Annotated in this window: 24 protein-coding genes; 13 read left to right on the top strand and 11 right to left on the bottom strand. The window is 66.7% G+C overall.

Annotated features, from left to right (window positions below; genetic code table 11):
- Nucleotides 1–513 (top strand): IS3 family transposase (locus J3476_RS26665; RefSeq protein WP_207069290.1); only part of this gene is annotated, 513 nt, incomplete at its 5' end.
- Here the strand turns inward: J3476_RS26665 and J3476_RS26660 are convergent.
- The 3 genes from J3476_RS26660 to J3476_RS26650 form a co-directional block, all read right to left on the bottom strand.
- Nucleotides 483–1,694, bottom strand: coding sequence for a cytochrome P450 (locus tag J3476_RS26660; protein WP_373889131.1), 1,212 nt, complete (start codon nt 1,692–1,694; stop codon nt 483–485). The two genes, J3476_RS26665 and J3476_RS26660, sit on opposite strands and share 31 nt — an antisense overlap.
- 190 nt (nt 1,695–1,884) lie before the next feature.
- Nucleotides 1,885–2,214, bottom strand: coding sequence for a hypothetical protein (locus J3476_RS26655; protein ID WP_207069288.1), 330 nt, complete (start codon nt 2,212–2,214; stop codon nt 1,885–1,887).
- Between the two features lie 5 nt (nt 2,215–2,219).
- Nucleotides 2,220–3,824, bottom strand: a complete 1,605-nt coding sequence (locus tag J3476_RS26650) for a DUF2252 domain-containing protein (protein ID WP_286183824.1) — start codon at nt 3,822–3,824, stop codon at nt 2,220–2,222.
- 133 nt (nt 3,825–3,957) lie between these two features.
- Here J3476_RS26650 and J3476_RS26645 point away from each other — a divergent pair, with 133 nt between their 5' ends.
- From J3476_RS26645 to J3476_RS26630, 4 genes are all read left to right on the top strand, one after another.
- On the top strand, nt 3,958–4,605 hold the full coding sequence (locus J3476_RS26645) for a TetR/AcrR family transcriptional regulator (protein ID WP_207069287.1): 648 nt from the start codon (nt 3,958–3,960) through the stop codon (nt 4,603–4,605).
- A gap of 8 nt (nt 4,606–4,613) precedes the next feature.
- A complete protein-coding gene (locus J3476_RS26640) occupies nt 4,614–5,648 on the top strand; it encodes a sterol desaturase family protein (RefSeq protein ID WP_286183823.1) in 1,035 nt (344 codons plus the stop codon).
- 84 nt (nt 5,649–5,732) lie between these two features.
- On the top strand, nt 5,733–6,401 hold the full coding sequence (pcp, locus tag J3476_RS26635; RefSeq protein ID WP_207069286.1) for a pyroglutamyl-peptidase I: 669 nt from the start codon (nt 5,733–5,735) through the stop codon (nt 6,399–6,401).
- A gap of 75 nt (nt 6,402–6,476) precedes the next feature.
- Complete coding sequence (locus J3476_RS26630) at nt 6,477–7,733, top strand: cation:proton antiporter (RefSeq protein WP_207069285.1); 1,257 nt, start codon at nt 6,477–6,479, stop codon at nt 7,731–7,733.
- A gap of 44 nt (nt 7,734–7,777) precedes the next feature.
- Here the strand turns inward: J3476_RS26630 and J3476_RS26625 are convergent, their stop codons facing one another.
- Nucleotides 7,778–8,353, bottom strand: a complete 576-nt coding sequence (locus tag J3476_RS26625; protein ID WP_286183822.1) for a DM13 domain-containing protein — start codon at nt 8,351–8,353, stop codon at nt 7,778–7,780.
- Nucleotides 8,354–8,420: 67 nt separating this feature from the next.
- On the opposite strand from J3476_RS26625, the gene J3476_RS26620 reads away from it, so the two are divergent.
- The 3 genes from J3476_RS26620 (at nt 8,421) to J3476_RS26610 (ending at nt 11,766) form a co-directional block, all read left to right on the top strand.
- Nucleotides 8,421–9,206 (top strand): 5'-methylthioadenosine/adenosylhomocysteine nucleosidase, encoded by a 786-nt coding sequence (locus J3476_RS26620; protein WP_286183821.1) that lies wholly within the window; start codon nt 8,421–8,423, stop codon nt 9,204–9,206.
- 144 nt (nt 9,207–9,350) lie between these two features.
- Nucleotides 9,351–10,640 (top strand): ClC family H(+)/Cl(-) exchange transporter, encoded by a 1,290-nt coding sequence (locus tag J3476_RS26615; protein WP_373889130.1) that lies wholly within the window; start codon nt 9,351–9,353, stop codon nt 10,638–10,640.
- A 97-nt stretch (nt 10,641–10,737) separates the two neighbouring features.
- Nucleotides 10,738–11,766, top strand: a complete 1,029-nt coding sequence (locus tag J3476_RS26610) for a methyltransferase (protein ID WP_207069282.1) — start codon at nt 10,738–10,740, stop codon at nt 11,764–11,766.
- On the opposite strand, the gene J3476_RS26605 is transcribed toward J3476_RS26610, so the two are convergent.
- Nucleotides 11,763–11,918: a hypothetical protein gene (locus J3476_RS26605; RefSeq protein WP_207069281.1), complete on the bottom strand. Its 156-nt coding sequence runs from the start codon at nt 11,916–11,918 to the stop codon at nt 11,763–11,765. The genes J3476_RS26610 and J3476_RS26605 overlap by 4 nt on opposite strands.
- A gap of 170 nt (nt 11,919–12,088) precedes the next feature.
- Here J3476_RS26605 and J3476_RS26600 point away from each other — a divergent pair, with 170 nt between their 5' ends.
- Genes J3476_RS26600 through J3476_RS26590 form a run of 3 tightly spaced genes read left to right on the top strand, consistent with a single transcriptional unit; the run spans nt 12,089 to nt 14,752 of the window.
- Nucleotides 12,089–12,949 (top strand): formate/nitrite transporter family protein, encoded by an 861-nt coding sequence (locus J3476_RS26600; protein ID WP_207069280.1) that lies wholly within the window; start codon nt 12,089–12,091, stop codon nt 12,947–12,949.
- Nucleotides 12,946–13,395 (top strand): cyanase, encoded by a 450-nt coding sequence (gene cynS / locus J3476_RS26595; RefSeq protein WP_207069279.1) that lies wholly within the window; start codon nt 12,946–12,948, stop codon nt 13,393–13,395. The genes J3476_RS26600 and cynS overlap by 4 nt, the downstream gene beginning before the upstream one ends.
- A 7-nt stretch (nt 13,396–13,402) precedes the next feature.
- A complete protein-coding gene (locus J3476_RS26590; RefSeq protein WP_207069278.1) occupies nt 13,403–14,752 on the top strand; it encodes an acetamidase/formamidase family protein in 1,350 nt (449 codons plus the stop codon).
- Nucleotides 14,753–14,762: 10 nt separating this feature from the next.
- Here J3476_RS26590 and J3476_RS26585 read toward each other — a convergent pair whose 3' ends face one another.
- From J3476_RS26585 to J3476_RS26560, 6 genes are all read right to left on the bottom strand, one after another.
- Nucleotides 14,763–15,185, bottom strand: a complete 423-nt coding sequence (locus J3476_RS26585) for an organic hydroperoxide resistance protein (RefSeq protein WP_207069277.1) — start codon at nt 15,183–15,185, stop codon at nt 14,763–14,765.
- Nucleotides 15,185–15,646, bottom strand: a complete 462-nt coding sequence (locus J3476_RS26580) for a MarR family winged helix-turn-helix transcriptional regulator (RefSeq protein ID WP_207069276.1) — start codon at nt 15,644–15,646, stop codon at nt 15,185–15,187. The genes J3476_RS26585 and J3476_RS26580 overlap by 1 nt, the downstream gene beginning before the upstream one ends.
- A 46-nt stretch (nt 15,647–15,692) precedes the next feature.
- Entirely contained in the window at nt 15,693–15,941 is a 249-nt protein-coding gene (locus tag J3476_RS26575; protein WP_207069275.1) for a hypothetical protein, read from the bottom strand.
- Between the two features lie 208 nt (nt 15,942–16,149).
- Nucleotides 16,150–16,473 (bottom strand): hypothetical protein, encoded by a 324-nt coding sequence (locus tag J3476_RS26570; protein WP_207069274.1) that lies wholly within the window; start codon nt 16,471–16,473, stop codon nt 16,150–16,152.
- A gap of 287 nt (nt 16,474–16,760) precedes the next feature.
- The gene (locus tag J3476_RS26565; RefSeq protein ID WP_207069273.1) at nt 16,761–17,054 is read right to left on the bottom strand and encodes a hypothetical protein; all 294 of its coding nucleotides are present in this window, start codon (nt 17,052–17,054) and stop codon (nt 16,761–16,763) included.
- 160 nt (nt 17,055–17,214) lie between these two features.
- Entirely contained in the window at nt 17,215–17,565 is a 351-nt protein-coding gene (locus J3476_RS26560; RefSeq protein ID WP_207069272.1) for a DUF732 domain-containing protein, read from the bottom strand.
- A gap of 312 nt (nt 17,566–17,877) precedes the next feature.
- Here J3476_RS26560 and J3476_RS26555 point away from each other — a divergent pair, with 312 nt between their 5' ends.
- Nucleotides 17,878–18,225, top strand: coding sequence for an STAS domain-containing protein (locus J3476_RS26555; RefSeq protein ID WP_207069271.1), 348 nt, complete (start codon nt 17,878–17,880; stop codon nt 18,223–18,225).
- A 176-nt stretch (nt 18,226–18,401) separates the two neighbouring features.
- On the top strand, nt 18,402–18,809 hold the full coding sequence (locus J3476_RS26550; protein WP_207069270.1) for an STAS domain-containing protein: 408 nt from the start codon (nt 18,402–18,404) through the stop codon (nt 18,807–18,809).
- Nucleotides 18,810–19,071: the final 262 nt, after the last annotated feature.

Raw genomic sequence — 19,071 nt, 5'->3', positions numbered from 1 at the left:
CGGTCCGACCCCTACACGTATGTGGCCACGTGGATGGGGTTCGTCTACGTGGCGTTCGTCATCGACGCCTACAGTCGCCGGATCGTGGGCTGGCGGGCGGCCCGGTCAATGACCACCGACCTGGTCCTCGACGCCGTCGAACACGCGTTCTTCACCCGCACCCAGGACGGCACCAGCCTGCGCGGGCTGATCGCACATTCGGACGCGGGCAGCCAGTACACCTCGGTGGCCTTCACCCAACGCCTCATCGATGAAGGTGTGGATCCCTCGGTCGGCTCGGTCGGCGATGCCCTGGACAACGCGTGGGCCGAGACCACCGTCGGATCGTTCAAGAACGAGGTCATCCGCCGCCAGGGCCCGTGGCGGGACGTCAACCAGGTCGAACTGGCCACCGCCGAATGGGTGATGTGGTTCAACACCGAGCGCCCGCACGAGTACCTCGACGACTTCACCCCCGAGGCCGTCGAGAAGCTCCACTACGATCACAAACGCACCCCACCAAAGGCAGGGTGATTCAACGAATGCAGCCTCCGGACTCGCCGGGAGGGGTCACACATTGAGAAGCTGGCGCCGATACAGCGCTTGATCCCTCCGCCGAAGGGCACCCAGCCGTAGGGGTTCGGACGCGCCCCGACGAAACGCTCAGGATCGAACGTGTCTGGGTCGGGGTAAGTCTCCGGGTCACGGTTGATGGCATCGAGCAGCAGGACGATGCGTGTTCCGGCCGCCAGCGTGTAGTCGCCCAATCGATACTTCTCGGCGGTCATCCTGCCGGTAATCGGCGCGGGCGGCCGCAGGCGAAGGGTCTCGTTGATCACCGCCTCGGTGTAATCGGTATGTCCGGCGCCGATCTCGGCGCGTACGCGCCGCTGCACGTCGGGGTGATGCGCCAGCAGGTCCACCAGCCACGCCAGTGTGGTGGCCGTCGTCTCGTGTCCGGCGAGCATGAGCGTGATGACATCAGCGCGGATTTCGTTGTCCGACAGCCGATCGCCATCTTCTCCGCGTGCATCGACCAACATGCTCAGCACGTCGGTGGCGCCACCTCGCTCTGCGGTCTCGCGTCGACGGGCGATGAGTGGCAGCACAATCTGGTCGATCCTGCGATTGACGTCCCTCAGCGTGCCCCAGGAACGCAGTGCGCCGAGCCGGCGTGCCGCGTAGCGAACCGGAGTCTCGGTGGACAGTGCCAAGTCCAGCAGGTCCGCGAACGGCTTTCCGAGCCGTTCGATGTCTTCGGCGGCATGCACCCCGAAGATCACCTGCACGATCACGTCGAGTGTCAGGTCGCGACCGGCATCGAGCATCCGGACGGGTGAATCCGACGGCCAGGACGCCATCGCCGAGTGAGTAGCGGCCTTGATGGCCGGGACGTAGCTCCGCAGGGTGTCTCCGTGCAGCGGCGGGGTGAGCAGCTTGCGCCGCCGCAGATGTTCCGGTTCCTCCAGCACGAACATCGACCGCCGACCGTAGATCGCGGCGGCTGGTCCTACCCCTTCACCACCCAGCAGCACATCGGGTTTGGCGGTGAACACCTGTTTGGCGAGGGCGGGGTCTGCGACGGCGACGACGCGGCCGTAGCCGAGGACCGGCAGCGCGATCACCGGGCCGTAGCTCTGCACCAGTCGGCGTACCAGTGGCTGACCGCCGACGCCGTACGCCGCGGCATAGAGGCCGCCGAACAACGGGTACATCAACGGAGGAGAGGGCAAACTCGGTGGACGCACGAGTGCCACCATGGCATGCCGCCGCCGGCTCACGGTGAAGTTCGGTGCAAGAGGAGTGCGGCGAGATCGAGTGAGCGTGACGGCTTGAGCAAGCCGGCCTGATGGGTGCGCCGCCGGCTCGCGGTGACGTTCACCGCACGCAACGCATGCGGCGAGATCAGGACAGCGTGATGGCCCCGACGCCGCCGGCGTACACAGCGAGCATCAGGACCGTTTCGAAGCCGACGTTGCCCACCCCATGCTTCTGGCGGCGGGGCAGACCCAGAATCAGCGTCGACACCAGCACGATCGACAACAACACCCAGGCCATCTCCGCAGGCCCGACCGCTGAAGAGATTGTGCCGTCGCGGTATACGGCATCCAACACCACCAAGATCAGCAGGTCGTAGGAGCTGCCGCCGAGGCTGTCGCCGACCGCCAACGACAGCGACCCGCGGCGCACAGCGGTGACGGCGACGACCAGTTCGGGCAGCGGAGGCCCAAACACCAGCCTCAGCGGTAGACCAGATCGATGCGACGGAAGGCGCCCAGCTCGTGATCGTCCCGGAAACCGTTGTGGTCGCGCCGGCATCTCTCGTCGGCTTCCTCGGCGTAGCGCACGATGTCGTCGACGAAAAGATCAGGGATCCCCATGGCATCGACAATGTCCGGTTCGACGTCGTGGTCCAGCAGACCGGCCTCGTCGGAGAGCGCGTGCGCCTGGGCGAGCACCTCCCCGCAGATCCGGGCGTACTCACACCACTTCTTGAACGACAGATCGTCGAGATCGATGTCGTCGCGGAACCACGACCGCTCCCGCACCAGGAAGCTGATACCGCGGTGCTTGATGCTGCCGTAGAACACGTCCCCGCTGACCAACTGCACGCGCTGGCCGTGCACGACGCGGTCGGCGTTACCGTCGACGACGTGCTCGGAGTGCGGCACCAGGCCGTCCAGCGCAGAACGACGGGCCTGTTTGAACTCCAGCAGCAGATCGTCGGAGGCGTCGGCGTGGGGCCCCTCGATCATCACGTAATAGCGCACAAGCCCCAGCGACGCTGTGCCCTGGCCGCGTCGCTCGGCGACGTCTTTGACGCGCATCGTCCCAGCGCGTGGCGGCACCACCAGCCCGGATTCGGCGACGTAACGGTCGATCAGTTCCTGGAATTCGTCGCGGCGGCTGGTGATGGGCACCAACTTCTTGCTGGCGCGAAAGCCGGTCTTGTTCTCGTTGTAGTACTTCTTGGTCAGCCACTTGGCCCGGCCGCCGGAGGTGGCGTCGTCGAACAGATCGGCGATGAGCTCCGGCGCGTTGTCGCGGCGGAGGTCGGCAGATTCCTCGGTGTTGTCGGCGGCGTAGACGTTGACCTTGTCGGCGTAGCCACGCACGAACGACCGTGCGATCTTGCGGCGCTTGCCGCTGCCGTAGTCGCCGATCTCCTCGGCCGCGATCAGGAAGCCTGTCGCCCCGCGTTTGAGGTCCCAGGTGAAGGGAGCGTAGAACACCTCGTCGTAGTCATTGATGCCGAAGATCGGGACGTTGTCGGCGTTGGGCATGACGCCGAAGTTCTCCGGATGGACATCGCCGGCGGCCAGCACCGTCGGCATCCACGAATCGTCACCGGCCATGTCCCGGTAGAAGAGCAGTGCGGTGCCGCGGAAGAAGGAGAACCGCGACGACGCGAGCTTGTCGAACTTGCCGAACGCTTCCTCGTTGTGCCGGGCGATGCGCAGCTGGTGGTCCTCGCGGATCGTCTGGCGGACGTGGGTGCGCCGGTCGTTTCCGGTCAGCATGCGCGGCAGAGGCACCATCTGACCCTCGGCCCGCGCCTGCGCGAGGACGCGAAAAGCCTCCATCTGCGAGGCGATGCGCGGCTTACCATCCCGGCTGGACGTGTCCTCGGACCGAGCCGAGACGCGCCCCCCGGCGTCCGTCTCCTCTGCGCCATCGTCGGCGCCGTCGCGCCTGTCTTCGTCGCGACCGTCGGAGTTCCGGTGCGCCGCCGGGCTTGCCAACGCCTCGAGAACCTCAGCCTTGGTGGCTTTGGCCGGCAGATCGAGCCCCAGTGCCTTCGCGGCGTGGTGGAGCTCGTCCCGAGTCGCGGCTTTGTCATCCATGCTGCTAGCGGTCTATCCACTGACCAGCGCATTCAAACCGTGTGGTCGGGGCTGACAGGGCCCACGAGCGCAGGGCCCGAACTCTCAGCAAGTTCATAACCATCGATATTCGAATAGTGATTACTATCTGGATATGGAATCTGATGGGAAAATGCGCAGACTGACCCGCGCGGAGGCGAGGGCGCAGACCAGAGAGCGCCTGCTCGACGCCGCAGCAGAGGTGTTTGCGCGCAAGGGCTACGGCGCGGCGTCAGTGGAACTGATCGCCGAGTCGGCCGGCTTCTCCGTGGGCGCGGTCTACTCGAACTTCTCCGGCAAGGAGCAACTGTTCAGCGAGCTGATGTCTCAGCGCGCCGCCGGGCGGGTCGAGGCCATCGTGGCGGCGATGGGCACTGCCCGCGAGCAGGGCGAAGACCCGCTGGCGGTGCTCGGCCGGATGCTGGTCGCGGCAGCGGACAAGGACATCGAGACCGCCGCGTTGCAGACCGAGTTCTGGTTGCACGCGGTGCGCAACCCGCAGACCATGGACATTCTCGCGCGCGGCACCGACCGGACCCTCGCGATGTTGCGTGACGTCCTCGCGCAACTGCTCGAGGACCACGGGGTCGATCGCAGCGTGACGCCGGAATCGTTCGCCGTCGTGGTGCTCGCTCTGTACCAGGGCTTGGTCCGGCAGCGACGCACCGACCCCGGTCGGGTCTCCGAGGATTTGTTCGGCCAGGCGCTGGCCTGGCAGATCGCCGGGATGCCCAAAGCCACCGACCGCGCGAGCCGGAAGTAGGCGAATCGATGGATCATCTGCAGAACATCTCGATGATTTCGGTCTACGCCATCCCGGCTTTCCTGGTGCTGATGGCCGTCGAGTTTGTCGCCTATCGCCGAGAGAGACGCGACGCCGTCGGTGAGCCGAGACGCGACGCCGTCGATGAGCCGAGACGCGACGCCGTCGGTGAGCCGAGACGCGACGCCGTCGGTGAGCCGAGACGCGACGCCGTCGGTGAGGCGAGAAGCGGCCGAAACAAGGCCGGCGTGTCGGCGCGTGATGTCACGACGAGCCTGTCGATCTATGGTATCGGCCGCGTCGTCAAGCCGCTGGACAAATTCATCGAGCTGCCCGTGGTGGCCGTCGCTGCGGCGCTGACACCGGTGACCCTGTCGGCCTCGCAGTGGTGGGTCTGGGCGCTCGCCCTGGTCCTCGCCGACCTGGCCTACTACGCCAAACATCGGATGTCGCACCGTGTTCGACTGTTCTGGACGGGCCACAGCGTGCATCACTCCAGCCAGTACTTCAATTTGTCGACAGCTGTTCGGCTGCCGTGGCTGATCCCCGGCTCATTCCTGATGTCCGTCGTCTATGTGCCCTTGGCGCTGATCGGCATCCCGGTCTGGATGATCTTTCTGGCGCAGTCGATCGTGTTGCTCTACCAGTTCCCGATCCACACCGAGCGCGTCGACCGATTGCCTCGCCTCGTGGAGTTCGTTTTCAACACCCCATCGCATCACCGGGTCCACCATGGCGCCAACAACCCGTACCTGGACAAGAACTACGGCGGCATTCTCATCGTCTGGGACCGGATCTTCGGCAGCTACGCAGACGAGGTCGAGCCGGTACGGTTCGGTCTGACCACGAACATCGACACGTTCAATCCGGTCAAGGTGAACTATCACGAGTTCGCCGCCATGGTGGGCGACGCGTGGCGGGCCGAGACCTGGCGCGGCCGCGTGGGATACCTGCTGAATCCGCCCGGTTGGTCGGAGAAGACGGCGCCGACGACGAAGCCGACGTCGCGCCCGGGCCCCCATGTGCTGGAGGCGGTGGGCTGAGGTGGCGAACTGGACTGAAGCCTGACGCGACGCCGCGACATCGCCGACAATGGATTACGCAGCGCCGACCAAGGAGCGAAACCCATGTCAGCTGTGCTCGTCACCGGCTTCGGACCGTTCGGCAACACACCGGTCAATCCAGCCCAGTTCGTGACCGAAGCCCTCGACGGTCAGGTGATCGCGGGTATTCCGGTGACCGGACGGATCGTGCCGAATGTGTTCTGGGAGTCGATCACCGCGGCGGTCGCCGCTGTCGATGAGGTGGGCGCCGACCTCATCGTGATGCTCGGCGAATACGGCGGTCGGTCGATGATCACCGTCGAACGCGTGGCGCAGAACATCAACGACAGCGCCCGCTACGGCCTGGCCGACAATGCGGGCCGTGTTCTCGACGGTGAGCCGACGGTGCCCGGCGGCCCGGTCGCCTACCTCGCGACTGCGCCGGTGAAGGCGATGGTGCTGGCGATGCGGCGTGCGGGAGTGCCCGCCGACATCTCTGACGCCGCCGGCACCTTCGGCTGCAACCACCTCATGTACGGCATGCTGCACCACCTTGCGACCAGCGGATCGCCGTCCCGGGCCGCCTGGCTGCATCTGCCCGCGCTGCCCGAAGTCGCAGCGTTGGAAAGCAATCTCGGGATGCCCAGCATTTCGGTCGACACGGCGGTCACCGGCGTCGCCGCGGCCATCGAGGCCGCCGTGACACACACCGTCGACGTCGAGCAGCCCGTGGCGTCCCGACTGCTGGTGTGAGCGCCGTCGCGTTTAATCGTCACACAGCGGGAAACGACTGCAGGGGCTGGTGAGCAAACGACGATTGAGGCAGTCGTGAACTTGGTGAATGTCGCCCTCGTGGTGGGCGCAGGCGTGGTGCTGGTACTGGTGCTGTTCTCGGAGCGGCTGAGCTCGTGGAGCCTGCCGGCGCCGCTGCTGGCGGTCGTGATCGGCGCGGCCATCGGTCCACACGCCCTCGACGCCCTTCCCTTCGACCGGCTCGCCGAATACCGCGATCCGCTGCTGACCGAAGGATCGCGCATCGCGCTCGGGGTGGGGCTGGTTGGTGTGGCGTTACGGCTGCCCCACGGGTATTGGAGACAGAACTGGCGCTGGATCGCCGGCATCATCGGCGCCGGCATGGCGGTGATGTGGTTGACGGCGGCCGGTCTGCTGCTCGCGGTGGGACTGCCGTTGACCCTTGCGCTGCTGGTTGGTGCGATGCTGACCCCGACCGATCCGATCACCACCACGCCGGTCGTCACCGGCGTCAACGCCGAAAAATATGTGCCGGACCGGGTTCGCTTCAACCTCTCCGGCGAGAGTGGCGTCAACGACGGCCTCGGCTTCCTGTTCGTGATGTTGCCGCTGCTGCTGTTGACGGTGCAACCCACGGGGCAGGCGTGGACCCAGTGGCTGCTCGAGGTGGTGCTGTGGAAGGTGCTCGGCGCCGCCGTGCTGGCGGCGCTGGCCGGTTGGGTGTTCGGGAAGGCCTACATCGTCTGCCGGGACCGCGGTTACATCGACGACAGCAGCCTGCTCATCACGGCCATCCCGATCGGGCTGTTCATGCTGGGTCTGCTCAAACTCATCGGAACCGACGGCATCCTCGGGGTGTTCATCACTGCGGCGGTGTTCGGTCAGGTGGTGCAGCAGTCGGCCGAGGAGGTGCAGGACACCGTCGCCGACGCGTTGACGCGGCTGCTGATGATCCCGCTGTTCCTGTTGCTGGGGGTGTTCCTGCCGATGAAGGAGTGGGCGGCGCTGAGTCCGGTACTGCTGCTGGGACTGGTGGCAGCGGTCTTCCTGCGCCGCGTGGCGGCGGTGTGGCTGGTCAGCCCCGTATACCGGAGCCTGCACACCCGCCAGGAGCTCGCATTCATGAGCTGGTTCGGACCTATCGGCGTATCAGCGTTGTACTACGCGATGGACGCCTCCAGTCGATTGGGCGATGAGCGGGTCTTCGTCTACGTCTCGTTTGCGATCGCGGTTTCCGTAGTGCTGCACGGTCTGTCGACCGTGCCGCTGAGCAAGTGGCTGGCCAGCCGCAACGAACGCACTACGGAAAGCGCTGCACCGCAACAGTATTGACCGACGAGATCAGCCCTCCCGACCGGAAGTCACCGGGATGCGGTTCAGGTGCGCGGATTCAACTCGGCGGCGCCGAACGACACGTTGAATCGGTCGCACCAGATGCTGACACTGTCCAGACCGTCGACGTCCGCGTCCGACGGCACCGGATAGTTGGCGCTGCCCCGGTTGCCTTTGAGCGATCCGAGATCGACCCAGCGACCGTCGTCGAAAACCCCCGCGTCGTCCAGGCCCGGCGACACCGCAGCGTCGGTCAGCCACACCTTCAGATCGGGTCCGTCGCTGGTGTCGAGATTCTCGATTCGCACCACCAGTGAGTCGTCCGGCAACCGCAGCAGTTGCACCGTGCCGCTGGTGGGGTGTTCCTGGCTGACCAGATCGCCCTGGGCCACCACCTCGGTGACCGCGGCCCCGGTCGCGGTGACCTGCGGGCCGGGAACCTGCCCGGCGGTGGCAGCGGGCGGGGCCTCGTCGACCGTGGTGCTGGTGAACAATTTCCAGGGCTGAAACCAGTACGCGGCGAATCCGGCGACGATGACCACCACGACGAGGCCGGCGATCGTCGCAGGGTGGCGCAGGAAGCGCCGGCGTGAACGAGGAGGGCGGGACGGTTCGGTCACCGGGTGATTATCGAACGCGGCGGGGGCGTCCGTCACCGATCCTGGGAAAATGCTGTCCACAACCTGGATGGCTGGGGCTGGCGGGGGAGATGATGTTTCCGTGACAGTGGGATTGATCTGCGCGATCGAACCGGAGCGTGCGCACCTGGCCCGCGAGCTGAACCAGGCGCGAAGCGACGTGGTCGCGCACGCTCGTTTCGACGCGGGTCTGCTCGACGGCCACGAGGTGGTCTTGGTCGGGGCGGGTATGGGCAAAGTCAACGCCGCCGTCGTCGCGACCTTGCTGGCCGACCGGTTCGGTTGCCGCGCAATCGCGTTCTCCGGGGTCGCCGGCGGGCTGGACCCAGCGCTGGGGATCGGTGACATCGTGATCGGCGACCGGGCCGTCCAGCATGACGCCGGGGTGATCGAACCCGACGGCCTGACGCACTATCAGGCCGGCCACGTGCCGTTCATCAACCCCACCGACTGCTTCGGCCACGACCTCGACCCCGCGCTGCGTGCGCGGGTCCACGACCGCCTCGAGGGTTATGCGCTTCCTGCGATCTCGCGCCGCGCAGGCGGGCGCGACGAGCCACCCCGCATCACCTACGGCACGGTGCTCACCGGCGACCAGTTCCTGCACGACGAATCCGCCCGTCGACGGCTGCACGCCGAACTCGGCGGCTCCGCGGTGGACATGGAGGGCGCCGCGGTCGCCCAGGTGTGCGAAGGGTTCGGTATCCCCTGGCTGCTCGTCCGGGCCCTGTCCGACCTGGCCGGTCGGGAGTCCCGCTTCGACTTCGCCGCGTTCGTCGACGAGGTCGCCGCGGGTTCGGCCGCCATCCTGCGCCGCCTCCTGCCGGTGCTCTGAGCCGATCGCCGCGACGCCGACGGTGTGCGACACTGAGGCGGCCCAGCGCACCGACCCGCGAATCCCGCAGCACGACGGACGGACTCACACTCCACGATGACCGAATCGACGTCGAGGCCCGGTCCCCACGAGTACGACGACTCGATGCGCGGCGCGGTCCTGATCTGCCTGACCGCCGTACTGGCCGGGGTCGTGATCGGCGTCGTCGGAGGCGCGTTCCGCTGGTGCCTGGACCAGGCTGAGCGGCTGCGTCTCGACATGGTCGACTGGGCACACGGGCTGGCCGGACCCAACTGGTTGATCCCGATCGCCGCCGCGGCTCTCGGAGCGACGCTCGCCTCGCTGATCGTGAAGTGGATGCCGCTGGCCGCCGGCAGCGGCATCCAGCACGTCGAGGCCGTCTACTGGGGTGAGGCGCGCCCACCTCTGATCAAGCTCGTGCCCGCGAAGTTCGTCGGAGGCGTGCTCGGCATCGGCTCGGGGTTGGTGCTGGGGCGTGAGGGACCGACGGTGCACATGGGTGCCGCGGTGGGGGCCGAGGCGGCACGGCGGGCCCGCCTGCCCGCTCCGGAGATCAGGATGATGCAGACCGCCCTCGGCGGTGCCGGCCTGGCGGTCGCGTTCAACGCGCCCATCGGCGGCACGCTGTTCACCCTCGAGGAGGTCACCAAGTCGTTCCGCGTCAAAACGGTGCTGGCGACGTTGTGCGCGGCGGCCACCGCGGTGGGCGTGGTGCGCTGGATGCTGGGGAACCGGCCCGACTTCCTGGTCGAACCGATGGCGACCCCGCAGCTGCGCTGGTTGTGGTTGTTCGCGGTGTTCGGGGTGCTGTGCGGGCTTCTCGGAGCGGCGTACAACCGGCTGGTGCTGTGGTTCCTGGATCGCGTCGGCGCGATCCGCCGGGTGCCCGCGCCGGTCAAGGCGGCCGTCATCGGAGCTCTGGTCGGTCTGGCGATGTTCGTCTATCCGCTGGCCGTCGGCGGCGGTGACACTCTCACCGAGATGATCCTCGGCGGGCAGACTTTCGTGCTGCCGGTGGTGATCGGTTATCTCCTCGTGCGGTTCGTCGCCGGCCCGCTGTCCTACTCCGCCGCCGTGCCCGGCGGTCTGTTCGCGCCTCTGCTGGCGCTCGGCGCGCTGTGGGGGGTGCTGTTCGTCGGCGTCGTCGACGCGGTGTGGCCGCATGACCTGACCGGTCTGCAGATCCCGATGGCGCTGGTCGGCATGGCGGCGTTCTTCGGTGCGACAGTGCGCGCCCCGGTGACCGCCATCGTGCTCGTCATCGAGATGACGGCCACGACGGAGGCGGCGATCCCGATGCTGGCCGGCACCGCGGCTGCGGTGCTGACCGCGTACCTGGTCGGTTCTCCGCCGATCTACGACAGCCTGCGCGAGCGGATGCCACCGGAGGAGCCGCTCACCGAGAAAGCCTGAATTGCCACGGCGGCAACGGCTTCGACGCATCCGGTCCCGCGGCGAGGGCATGCGGTTACGGTTGACGGGTCGAACAGCGCCGATCGGAGGTCGGGCGATGGACGAGTTGCGGCCGGACCGGATCATGGCCATCGGTGGCGGATACACGACCGCCAAGGTGTTGCTGTCCGCGGTGGGGCTGCGGCTGTTCACCGTGCTCGGCGACCAGGCGATGACGGTAGGCGAGATCGCGGAACGCCTCGGCCTGGTGCTGCGTCCCGCCACCGACTTCCTCGACACGCTGGTATCGGTGGAGCTGCTCGACCGCGACGGTGACGGTCCCGCCGCCCGGTATCGGAACACCCCCGAGAGCGCCCACTTCCTCGACGAGAACAGCCCCGCGTATCAGGGTGGGTTGCTCAACATCTGGGAAGAGCGCAACTACCGCTACTGGGCCGACCTGACGGAGGCTCTCAAGACGGGCCGGGCGCAAAGCGAGGTCAAGCACTCGGGTCGGCCGTTCTTCGAGACTCTCTACGCCGACCCGCAACGTCTCGAGACCTTCATCGCCGCCATGGACTCGTCCTCGCGGCGCAATTTCGAGGTGCTGGCTGACCGCTTTCCGTTTCATCGTTACGCGCGGCTGTGCGACGTCGGTGGCGCGGACGCGTTGCTCAGCCGCATCGTGGCCACCGCACACCCGCATCTGCGCTGCGTGAGCTTCGACCTGCCTGCCGTCACCGATATCGCCCGCCGCAAAGTCGCCGACAGTGGCCTGGCGGACAGAATCGACACCGTCGCGGGGAGCTTTTTCACCGACCCGGTGCCTGCTGCCGACGTCATCACGATGGGCATGATCCTGCACGACTGGAACCTCGACCAGAAGCGGGCACTGATTGCCAAAGCCTATGCAGCGCTGTCCGACGACGGGGCCTTCGTCGTCGTCGAATCGCTGATCGATGACGCGCGACGCACCAACACATTCGGCCTGACGATGTCGCTGAACATGCTCATCGAGTTCGGCGATGCGTTCGACTACACAGCCGCCGAATTCCGGCAGTGGTGCACCGCGGCAGGATTTCGGTCGTTTGAGACCATCCCCCTGGACGGGCCGTCGAGCGCCGCGGTCGCCTACAAGACGCGCTAGTTCTCGTCGGGGATGTCGCGGTAGGTCTGGTTGCGTGCGGGGCCCTCGGGGTCTTCGTCCTGGCGATCCAGTTTGTCCTGCTCCTCGCGCTGGCCCTCGGTGGCCTGGGTGGCGTCTTTCGGCGTTTCCGGCGGGTCGTTGATCTGCTCCACGCCTGCAGTGTTGTCAAATCGGGCGCACGTGAAACGTGCCACCCTCACACCTGCAGAACGCGCGCTGTGATAACCAGGCAACACGGGGCAACACGGACGTATAAGAGGCGTTGCTGATCGGCAATACGGCCAGGGAATACCTGAGGGACCACTCCCCGGAAGGTGTCCTGATGTCCTATCTGAGTCCCTCGGACTTCGTCGGCAAGATGATCGATGCCGGCGCAGCCAAAGCCACGATGTCCACCCGAGACACCCTGATCCGCGCGTACATGGCCGGGGCGATCCTGGCGCTGGCCGCCGCGTTCGCCGTGACCATCACGGTGCAGACCGGCAACGCTCTGGTCGGTGCGGTGCTGTTCCCGGTCGGGTTCTGTCTGCTCTATCTACTCGGCTTCGACCTGCTCACCGGCGTCTTCACGCTGGTGCCGCTGGCATTGCTGGACAAGCGCCGCGGCGTCACGGTCCGCTCGATGCTGCGTAACTGGGGTTGGGTTTTCGTGGGCAATTTCCTCGGCGCGATCACCGTGGCCGTCATGATGGCGATCGTCTTCACCTATGGGTTCAGCGTCGACCCGAACGAGGTCGGCCAGCGGATCGGCGAGATCGGCCACAGCCGAACCGTCGGCTACGCCGAACACGGCGCGGCGGGCATGCTCACCCTCTTCATCCGCGGCATTCTGTGCAACTGGATGGTGTCCACCGGGGTCGTCGCGGCCATGATGTCGACGAGTGTGTCGGGCAAGGTGATCGCGATGTGGATGCCCATCATGCTGTTCTTCTACATGGGTTTCGAGCACTCGATCGTCAACATGTTCCTGTTCCCGTCGGGGTTGATGCTCGGTGGTGACTTCTCCATCGGCGACTACCTGATCTGGAACGAAATCCCCACTGTGGTCGGCAATCTGGTGGGCGGTCTGGCCTTCGTCGGTCTGACGCTGTTCGCCACCCACGCCCGGACCGGCAAGCCGAGGCTATTCGTTCCCGACGGCCTCGACGCCACGCCCAAGGAACGCGAAGGAGCGAACGCATGACCCCGATCATGGCCAAGTCGGAAGCTGCTGAACTGATCATCGCAGCTCGTATACGTAAGAAGCTGAGCTGGGCCGACATCGCCGGTGAGATCGATGCGCCGCTGGTGTGGTGCGTCGCGGCCCTGCTGGGCCAGCACCCCATGCCGGCCGGGCAGGCCGAACGGGTCTGTGCCCTGCTGGATCTCGACTCCGCGGTCGCGGAGAGCCTGCAGAGCCAGCCGTCCCGCGGTATCGATCCGGCCCTGCTGGCCGACCCGACCATCTACCGCTTCCAGGAGGCGCTGGCGGTCTACGGCCCGGCGCTCAAGGAGCTCATCCACGAGGAGTTCGGTGACGGCATCATGAGTGCCATCAACTTCAAGGTCGACATCGCCCGTCGCGAACATCCCGACGGAGACCGCGTGGTGGTCACCTTCGACGGCAAGTTCCTGGATTACCGGTGGTGAGGCCGCGATGAGCGAGATTGCCCGCGAGGCGGCCGAATCGTTGTGGACCGGGCTCGGCCGACGCGATTTCGTCCGCGCGGTCGCGGCCCTCAGCGCCGGCGCCGGCGTGGCCGGCGTGGCGTCGGCCTGCTCGTCAGGTGGTTCGACGTCGACACCGTCGGCCACGTCCTCCAGCTTCACCATCCTGCAGCCCGGGCAGGGCGAGCCCAGCGGTGATCACTACCTGCAGTCCACACCGGATCAGGTGTTGTGGGGTTACGTGCCGAATGTGCACACCGCGCCGGCGATGCAGATGGCGTCGGGTGAGACGGTCACCATCGACACCGTCAGTCACGAAGGTGTCCTCGAAGACCAGGGCCGCGACCCGGTCGAGTTCTTCGGCGCTCACGGCGTCGCCGACTCCGACGTGCTCGCTGATGCGATCGGTGTCGCCGCGGACTACACCCGCACACCCCGGAACTTCGACAAGGACGGGCCTCATGTGGTCACCGGACCCGTGTTCGTGGAGGGGGCGCAACCCGGCGACGTGCTCAAGATCGAGATCCTGGAGGCGATCCCGCGGGTCCCCTACGGTGTCGTGTCGAGCCGGCACGGCAAGGGTGCGCTGGCCCGCCAGTCCGACGGTGGCGCGCCGGAAGGGATAGCCCTGAGCGAGGTGATGCCGCCGGTCGGAACCGACGGTCGGTCCAACTCGAATCCGGCGCTCTACGGGAATGTTTCGACCTTCACCACGGTCGTCGACGGCCACGGCGTCATGAAGTACGGCGACGCGCAGGTTCGCTTCCCGCTCAATCCCTTCATGGGGATGATGGGGGTGGCGTTCTCCCAGGATCCCGACCCGACTTCGGCGACCGCGCATTCTGTGCCGCCGACTGTCGGTGGCGGCAACATCGACATCCGACTCCTCGGTGAAGGTGCGACGTTCTACCTGCCGGTGTTCGCCGAAGGCGCGCTGTTCTATGTCGGCGATCCGCACATGGCGATGGGTGACGGCGAGGTCGCCCTCACCGCGATGGAGGGCTCGTTGCGCGGCAGCTACCGGCTGTCGGTCTGCAAGCCGGGCTCCGGTGATGCCCCGTCGGTGGCCTACCGGTACCCGTTCGCCGAGACTGCGGAAGCCTGGGTGCCGATCGGGTTGTCCGATCCTGACGGAGCGTTGAACGGCAACGGCACGGATCTCGACGTGGCCATGCGGCGCGCGGTCGTCAACGCCCTCGACTTCCTGGAAACCGATCGCGGCATGGACCGCCCGACCGCATACGCGTACCTGTCTGCCGCCGCAGACTTCTCGGTGTCACAGGTCGTCGACAAGACTGTCGGCGTCCACGGGCAGGTGTACAAGTCACACTTCGCGTGAAGCCGGACTCTCAGTCGTCGGTCACGGTCAGCACGACGTCGATGTTGCCCCGGGTGGCGTTGGAGTAGGGGCACACCTGGTGGGCTTTCTCGGCCAGCGCCTGGGCGGTGTCGTGGTCGACGTTCGGCAGTGTGATCTCCAGCTCGACGGCCAGTACGAAGCCGCCGGTGTCGTTGCTGCCCAACGACACCCGGGAGCCGACGGTGGAGTCGGAGACATCGGCGCCGTCCTGTCTGGCGACCAGTCGCAGCGCGGAATGGAAGCACGCCGCGTAACCGACGGCGAACAACTGCTCGGGGTTCGTCCCGGTGCCTGCGCCGCCCATCTCCTTCGGGATGCTCAGTGCTACATCGACTTTGCCGTCCGACGTGCGCCCGTGGCCGTCGCGTCCCTCGCCGGTGGCCAGCGCCTCGGCGGTGTACAGGGTTTTCATCAGTGCGCTCCTTCGCTCGGGGGGGTGCTGTTCTGATGGGCGAGAATCGCCGTGGTCAACCGCTTCAGGGCGTCTTTGAGTCCCATCGCGTCCTCCATCGACATGTCGATGGAGGCGAACATCTGCTCCGGGATGCAGACGGCCCGCTCGCGTAGCCGGCTACCGGTAGGGGTCAGCGCGATGTCGACGCGTCGCTCGTCGGCCATCGATCGCTGCCGGGTGATGTAACCCGTGGCTTCGAGACGCTTCAGAAGCGGGGACAGCGTTCCCGAATCCAGGCTCAACCGCTCGCAGAGTTGGCCCACGCTGCTCGGACCGTCCTCCCACAGCGCGAGCATGACCAGGTACTGCGGATAGGTGATGCCGAGGTCGGCGAGCAGAGGCCGGTATGCCGCCGTCATCGTCCGCGACGCGGTGTACAGGGCAAAGCACATCTGGTCGTCGATGCGAAGAGAGGCCACGACCCGTGTTTACCACGATTTGGTTGTGCGCAACCTTACGTAATTGTCAGATACGGACGACCGAGCGGATGGCGATCTCCTCCGTCTCGCACAACCGGCAGGTCAGGCTTCGAACCTTGAGTCGCACGTTGGCCATCCGCAACGCACGCTGGCACATCGGGTACGGGCATCCGCAGGAAAGAGTGACCCAGAAGGTCGCCGGATGGGCGAGTGGGCCGCAGAACCTGTGGCAGCTGCACAGGATTTCCGGGTCGAAGTCCAGGTCAGCCAGCGAAGGCTCGAGCAAAGTGGTCACGGCCCCTAAGGCTAAAGTGAAGGTCGAGACTCATGCGGGAGGCGCGCGCGGCCGATGCGCCCGCGGTCAGCCGCCGATGCGCCCGCGGTGGGCGGCCGATGCGCCCGCGGTGGGCGGCCGATGCGCCCGCGGTGAGCCGCCGATGATGCGCGCGCGGTGGGCCGGCGCCCGTCGAGCGCCGGGCCACACGCTCAGAACGCGCCGATTGCTACAGCCGGATCCAACGTCCCAGGAACCAGAACCCCCACCCGTCGCCGTTCCCGGCGGGCAGCGGATGGACCTGCTGGCCGTTGTAGTTGAACGGCTGGTGGTCCGCACGCCCCTGGTCCATGCCGCGGTTCTGCCATCCACCCTGACCGGGGCTGCCAGAACCACCCGGTCCAGGCGCGCCCTGGCACGCAGGTGTGTTCGGCGCGCCGCACGGCTGCCCGGGGGCCGCGGCGGCGCTGCCGAGTCCGAGTCCCAACAGTCCGGCGAGCGCGAAACCGCCCACCAAGGTCGACGCTTTCGCCGCGAGGCCGGTGACGTTCATGTGTTCTCCTTGTCCGTTGATGTGCGCGGGCGAATCCCCGCGCTGCAGACGGTAGGAAGCCCTGATGGGCCCAGCGTGTGGCGAAGGTGGGTGCCCGCTATGAGTCGGATAACGGCCGGGCAACGGACTGCACAGGAGTTCGCCGGCTGCCTCATCGTGCCGTCGACGTGAGCGGCCGCTGATTCATGAAGCCTGCGCGATCAGCCATGACGCCTGCGCGATCAGCAGCGCGTCCCTCGGGCGAACTCGATGGTCGAGTCGGCGTCACCTGAAGAACGTCGCGGCGCTCAACCCTGGCAGTTCAGCGACACGGTGACCTTCGGTTTGGGCAGGACGGTGAACACGTTGATGTCGTCGTCGTCGAACGGGATGAGTTGGGCCGGACGCCCGGAATTGCGCACACCGGTGACTGTGCAGGCGTCCAGCGGTGCGCTTCCCACGCGGGTGATGCGCACGTCGAACCCCTGGGCTTCCAGTCCGTTGATGGTGGTGGCCGCCGAACCGGGCTGAGCGGTCGCCGGAGTGGCCAAGGCCAGCAGGGCGCCGGCCGGCAGGATCGTGGCGGCGATGAACTTCTTCATGACAGAACTCCTTGCATCGGTGGGCCACTGGCGTGACCACGGGTTATGTGACTGGACCCATGGTCTCGACCGGGCCGGGCCGGTGCTTGGAGGTTGTCTGGAGATTGGATGGAGATCGCGGGACGATGCGCTCGCCCTCAGTTGCCGGAGGCGCTCGCCGTCAGCTGCCGACGACGGCGGTGAACTCGGGGCAGTAGGCGGACACCGCGCTGAGCATCACCTGGGTGGCCTCGGCGCTGGTGAGACTCTCGCCGACCATCGAGTTCACGACCACCGAACGGATCTCGGTCGGTGCGATGCCGTTGGCGTTGCCCTCAGAGACGATGTCGCAGATGTTGTTGCCGGCGGCCACGGCCTCGTCGGGCGTCGCGAACTCGATGCCCAGGCCGGCCAGGGTCGACAGGAACTCGGCGTCGCCGTCGGCGGCCTGCGCGACCGGCGAACCGAACACGACGGTCGTCACCGCGATCGCCGCGGTCGCACTCGACAAACGGGCGAAGCGGGCGTGCATGTGGCCTCCCTGTGCAGTGTCTGTGGGGATGCTATCCGTCGCGCTACCACGAATCCGGGAACGGCGCGCCGCCCAAGTGGCCCACGTCCCCTGACGCGGTGGTGGCAGCCCACGCTATTGCGGTAGCCTTCTGGGCATTCAGGCCGGGCGACGACTTCGTCCGCCGAGCGCTCACGCGTGATCGGCGTCTCCGATAACCTGGAGGCGGTTGGGTGCCAGGTTTAGACGTCAAGCCTCACTAGATCGTCTTGATCACTCGTCACGTCCGGAGCCTGCCCCTCCGGATGCACACCCAGAGATGAGGCTTGCCACGTGCAGCAATTCAGCCAACGCCAAGTCGGCGACGCCGACTCCACCGTCGTCGTCACCGCGACCGGTGCCGTGGACATGTTGACCGCACCGCAGCTCCAGGACGTCATCGACACCGCCGCCGCGAGGAAGCCCGCGGGACTGATTGTCGACATGACCGATGTCGAATTCCTCGCCTCTGCCGGGATGCAGGTTCTGATGGTCACCCACAACCGCCTCGGCGAGAACACCCGATTCGCGGTCGTCGCCGATGGCCCGGCGACCAGCCGACCGCTCAAGATCACCGGGATCGCCGACTACATCGAAGTGTTCTCGTCACTGGATGTCGCCCTGACGAGCTTCTCCGAATAATTCGGCGACCCTGGCAGGTTTGAGTTTCGTTTCGTCGGGGAACGTCCACTTCGGCTGATTGACGGTGTGGAGCGGAGCGCCGACGTGGACAACGTGAAGTTCGATCGAGACACAGTGGGCGTGCGCGTCATGGAGCGCCGAACAGCCTGGCGCGGTTGAGGCGTGGTGGGACGGCGATGACAGTCACCTCCATCCGCAGCAGGACCGCCGACCGGCGCCAGTTCTCGGTCGGTTCGACGGCGCTGCAGGTCGGTTCCCGCACCCGAGGGCGGGGTCGCACCACGCACACCACGGTGTCGGTGTCGGGCGAGATCGACACGGTCAACGCCGCAGAATTCGCCGCGACGGTTCGTGACGCCGCCTGCGGCTGCTCCGGCCTGGTTCTCGACCTCACCGAGGTGGGTTTCATGGCCGTCGACGGGATGTCGGCTCTGCACGCCATCAACGCGCATCTGCTCCGCGGCGGAGTCGAATGGTGCGTCGTGGCCAGCCCGGCGGTCGCCCGCGTGCTCGGGCTGTGTGATCCAGAGGGGCTGATTCCCTCGGCGCACATCGCGTCGCTACGAGGGGCGGAGATCGCCTAGGTCCGTCCTCCCGCGTGGATGTCAGCTAATCGGGGGACGAACTCGTGCGTACCCCGGGGCGGGCGCCGTGACGCGTCGGCGTCAGGTGGAGCGTCCGGCGCTGACGACTGCGGCATGTCGCCTTGTGATTTGGCGCTCAGTTTTTGCGCGAAAGCTAAGAATCTGTGATCCGACGTTTGACAGACCGGCCCATCAGAGGCGAAGCGCGCTATTCTTCCCGCGCTGTTCACGTCGTGTTTCGCCATTGCTAGCGAAATATAAC

Source organism: Mycobacterium sp. PO1 (assembly GCF_017312405.1).
GTDB lineage: Bacteria > Actinomycetota > Actinomycetes > Mycobacteriales > Mycobacteriaceae > Mycobacterium.
Note: the sequence above shows the minus strand (reverse complement) of the source record. Positions and strands in the feature narration are given on the sequence as shown.

Excerpts from the sequence above, each read along its gene's own strand:
- J3476_RS26565 (WP_207069273.1), bottom strand. The coding sequence starts at position 17,054 with ATGAAGAAGTTCATCGCCGCCACGATCCTGCCGGCCGGCGCCCTGCTG.
- J3476_RS26615 (WP_373889130.1), top strand. The coding sequence starts at position 9,351 with ATGCGCGGCGCGGTCCTGATCTGCCTGACCGCCGTACTGGCCGGGGTC.
- J3476_RS26550 (WP_207069270.1), top strand. The coding sequence starts at position 18,402 with ATGACAGTCACCTCCATCCGCAGCAGGACCGCCGACCGGCGCCAGTTC.
- J3476_RS26570 (WP_207069274.1), bottom strand. The coding sequence starts at position 16,473 with ATGAACGTCACCGGCCTCGCGGCGAAAGCGTCGACCTTGGTGGGCGGT.
- pcp (WP_207069286.1), top strand. The coding sequence starts at position 5,733 with ATGTCAGCTGTGCTCGTCACCGGCTTCGGACCGTTCGGCAACACACCG.
- J3476_RS26610 (WP_207069282.1), top strand. The coding sequence starts at position 10,738 with ATGGACGAGTTGCGGCCGGACCGGATCATGGCCATCGGTGGCGGATAC.
- J3476_RS26645 (WP_207069287.1), top strand. The coding sequence starts at position 3,958 with ATGGAATCTGATGGGAAAATGCGCAGACTGACCCGCGCGGAGGCGAGG.
- J3476_RS26585 (WP_207069277.1), bottom strand. The coding sequence starts at position 15,185 with ATGAAAACCCTGTACACCGCCGAGGCGCTGGCCACCGGCGAGGGACGC.
- J3476_RS26640 (WP_286183823.1), top strand. The coding sequence starts at position 4,614 with ATGGATCATCTGCAGAACATCTCGATGATTTCGGTCTACGCCATCCCG.
- J3476_RS26600 (WP_207069280.1), top strand. The coding sequence starts at position 12,089 with ATGTCCTATCTGAGTCCCTCGGACTTCGTCGGCAAGATGATCGATGCC.
- J3476_RS26650 (WP_286183824.1), bottom strand. The coding sequence starts at position 3,824 with ATGGATGACAAAGCCGCGACTCGGGACGAGCTCCACCACGCCGCGAAG.
- J3476_RS26590 (WP_207069278.1), top strand. The coding sequence starts at position 13,403 with ATGAGCGAGATTGCCCGCGAGGCGGCCGAATCGTTGTGGACCGGGCTC.
- J3476_RS26560 (WP_207069272.1), bottom strand. The coding sequence starts at position 17,565 with ATGCACGCCCGCTTCGCCCGTTTGTCGAGTGCGACCGCGGCGATCGCG.
- J3476_RS26620 (WP_286183821.1), top strand. The coding sequence starts at position 8,421 with ATGGCTGGGGCTGGCGGGGGAGATGATGTTTCCGTGACAGTGGGATTG.
- J3476_RS26660 (WP_373889131.1), bottom strand. The coding sequence starts at position 1,694 with ATGTACCCGTTGTTCGGCGGCCTCTATGCCGCGGCGTACGGCGTCGGC.
- cynS (WP_207069279.1), top strand. The coding sequence starts at position 12,946 with ATGACCCCGATCATGGCCAAGTCGGAAGCTGCTGAACTGATCATCGCA.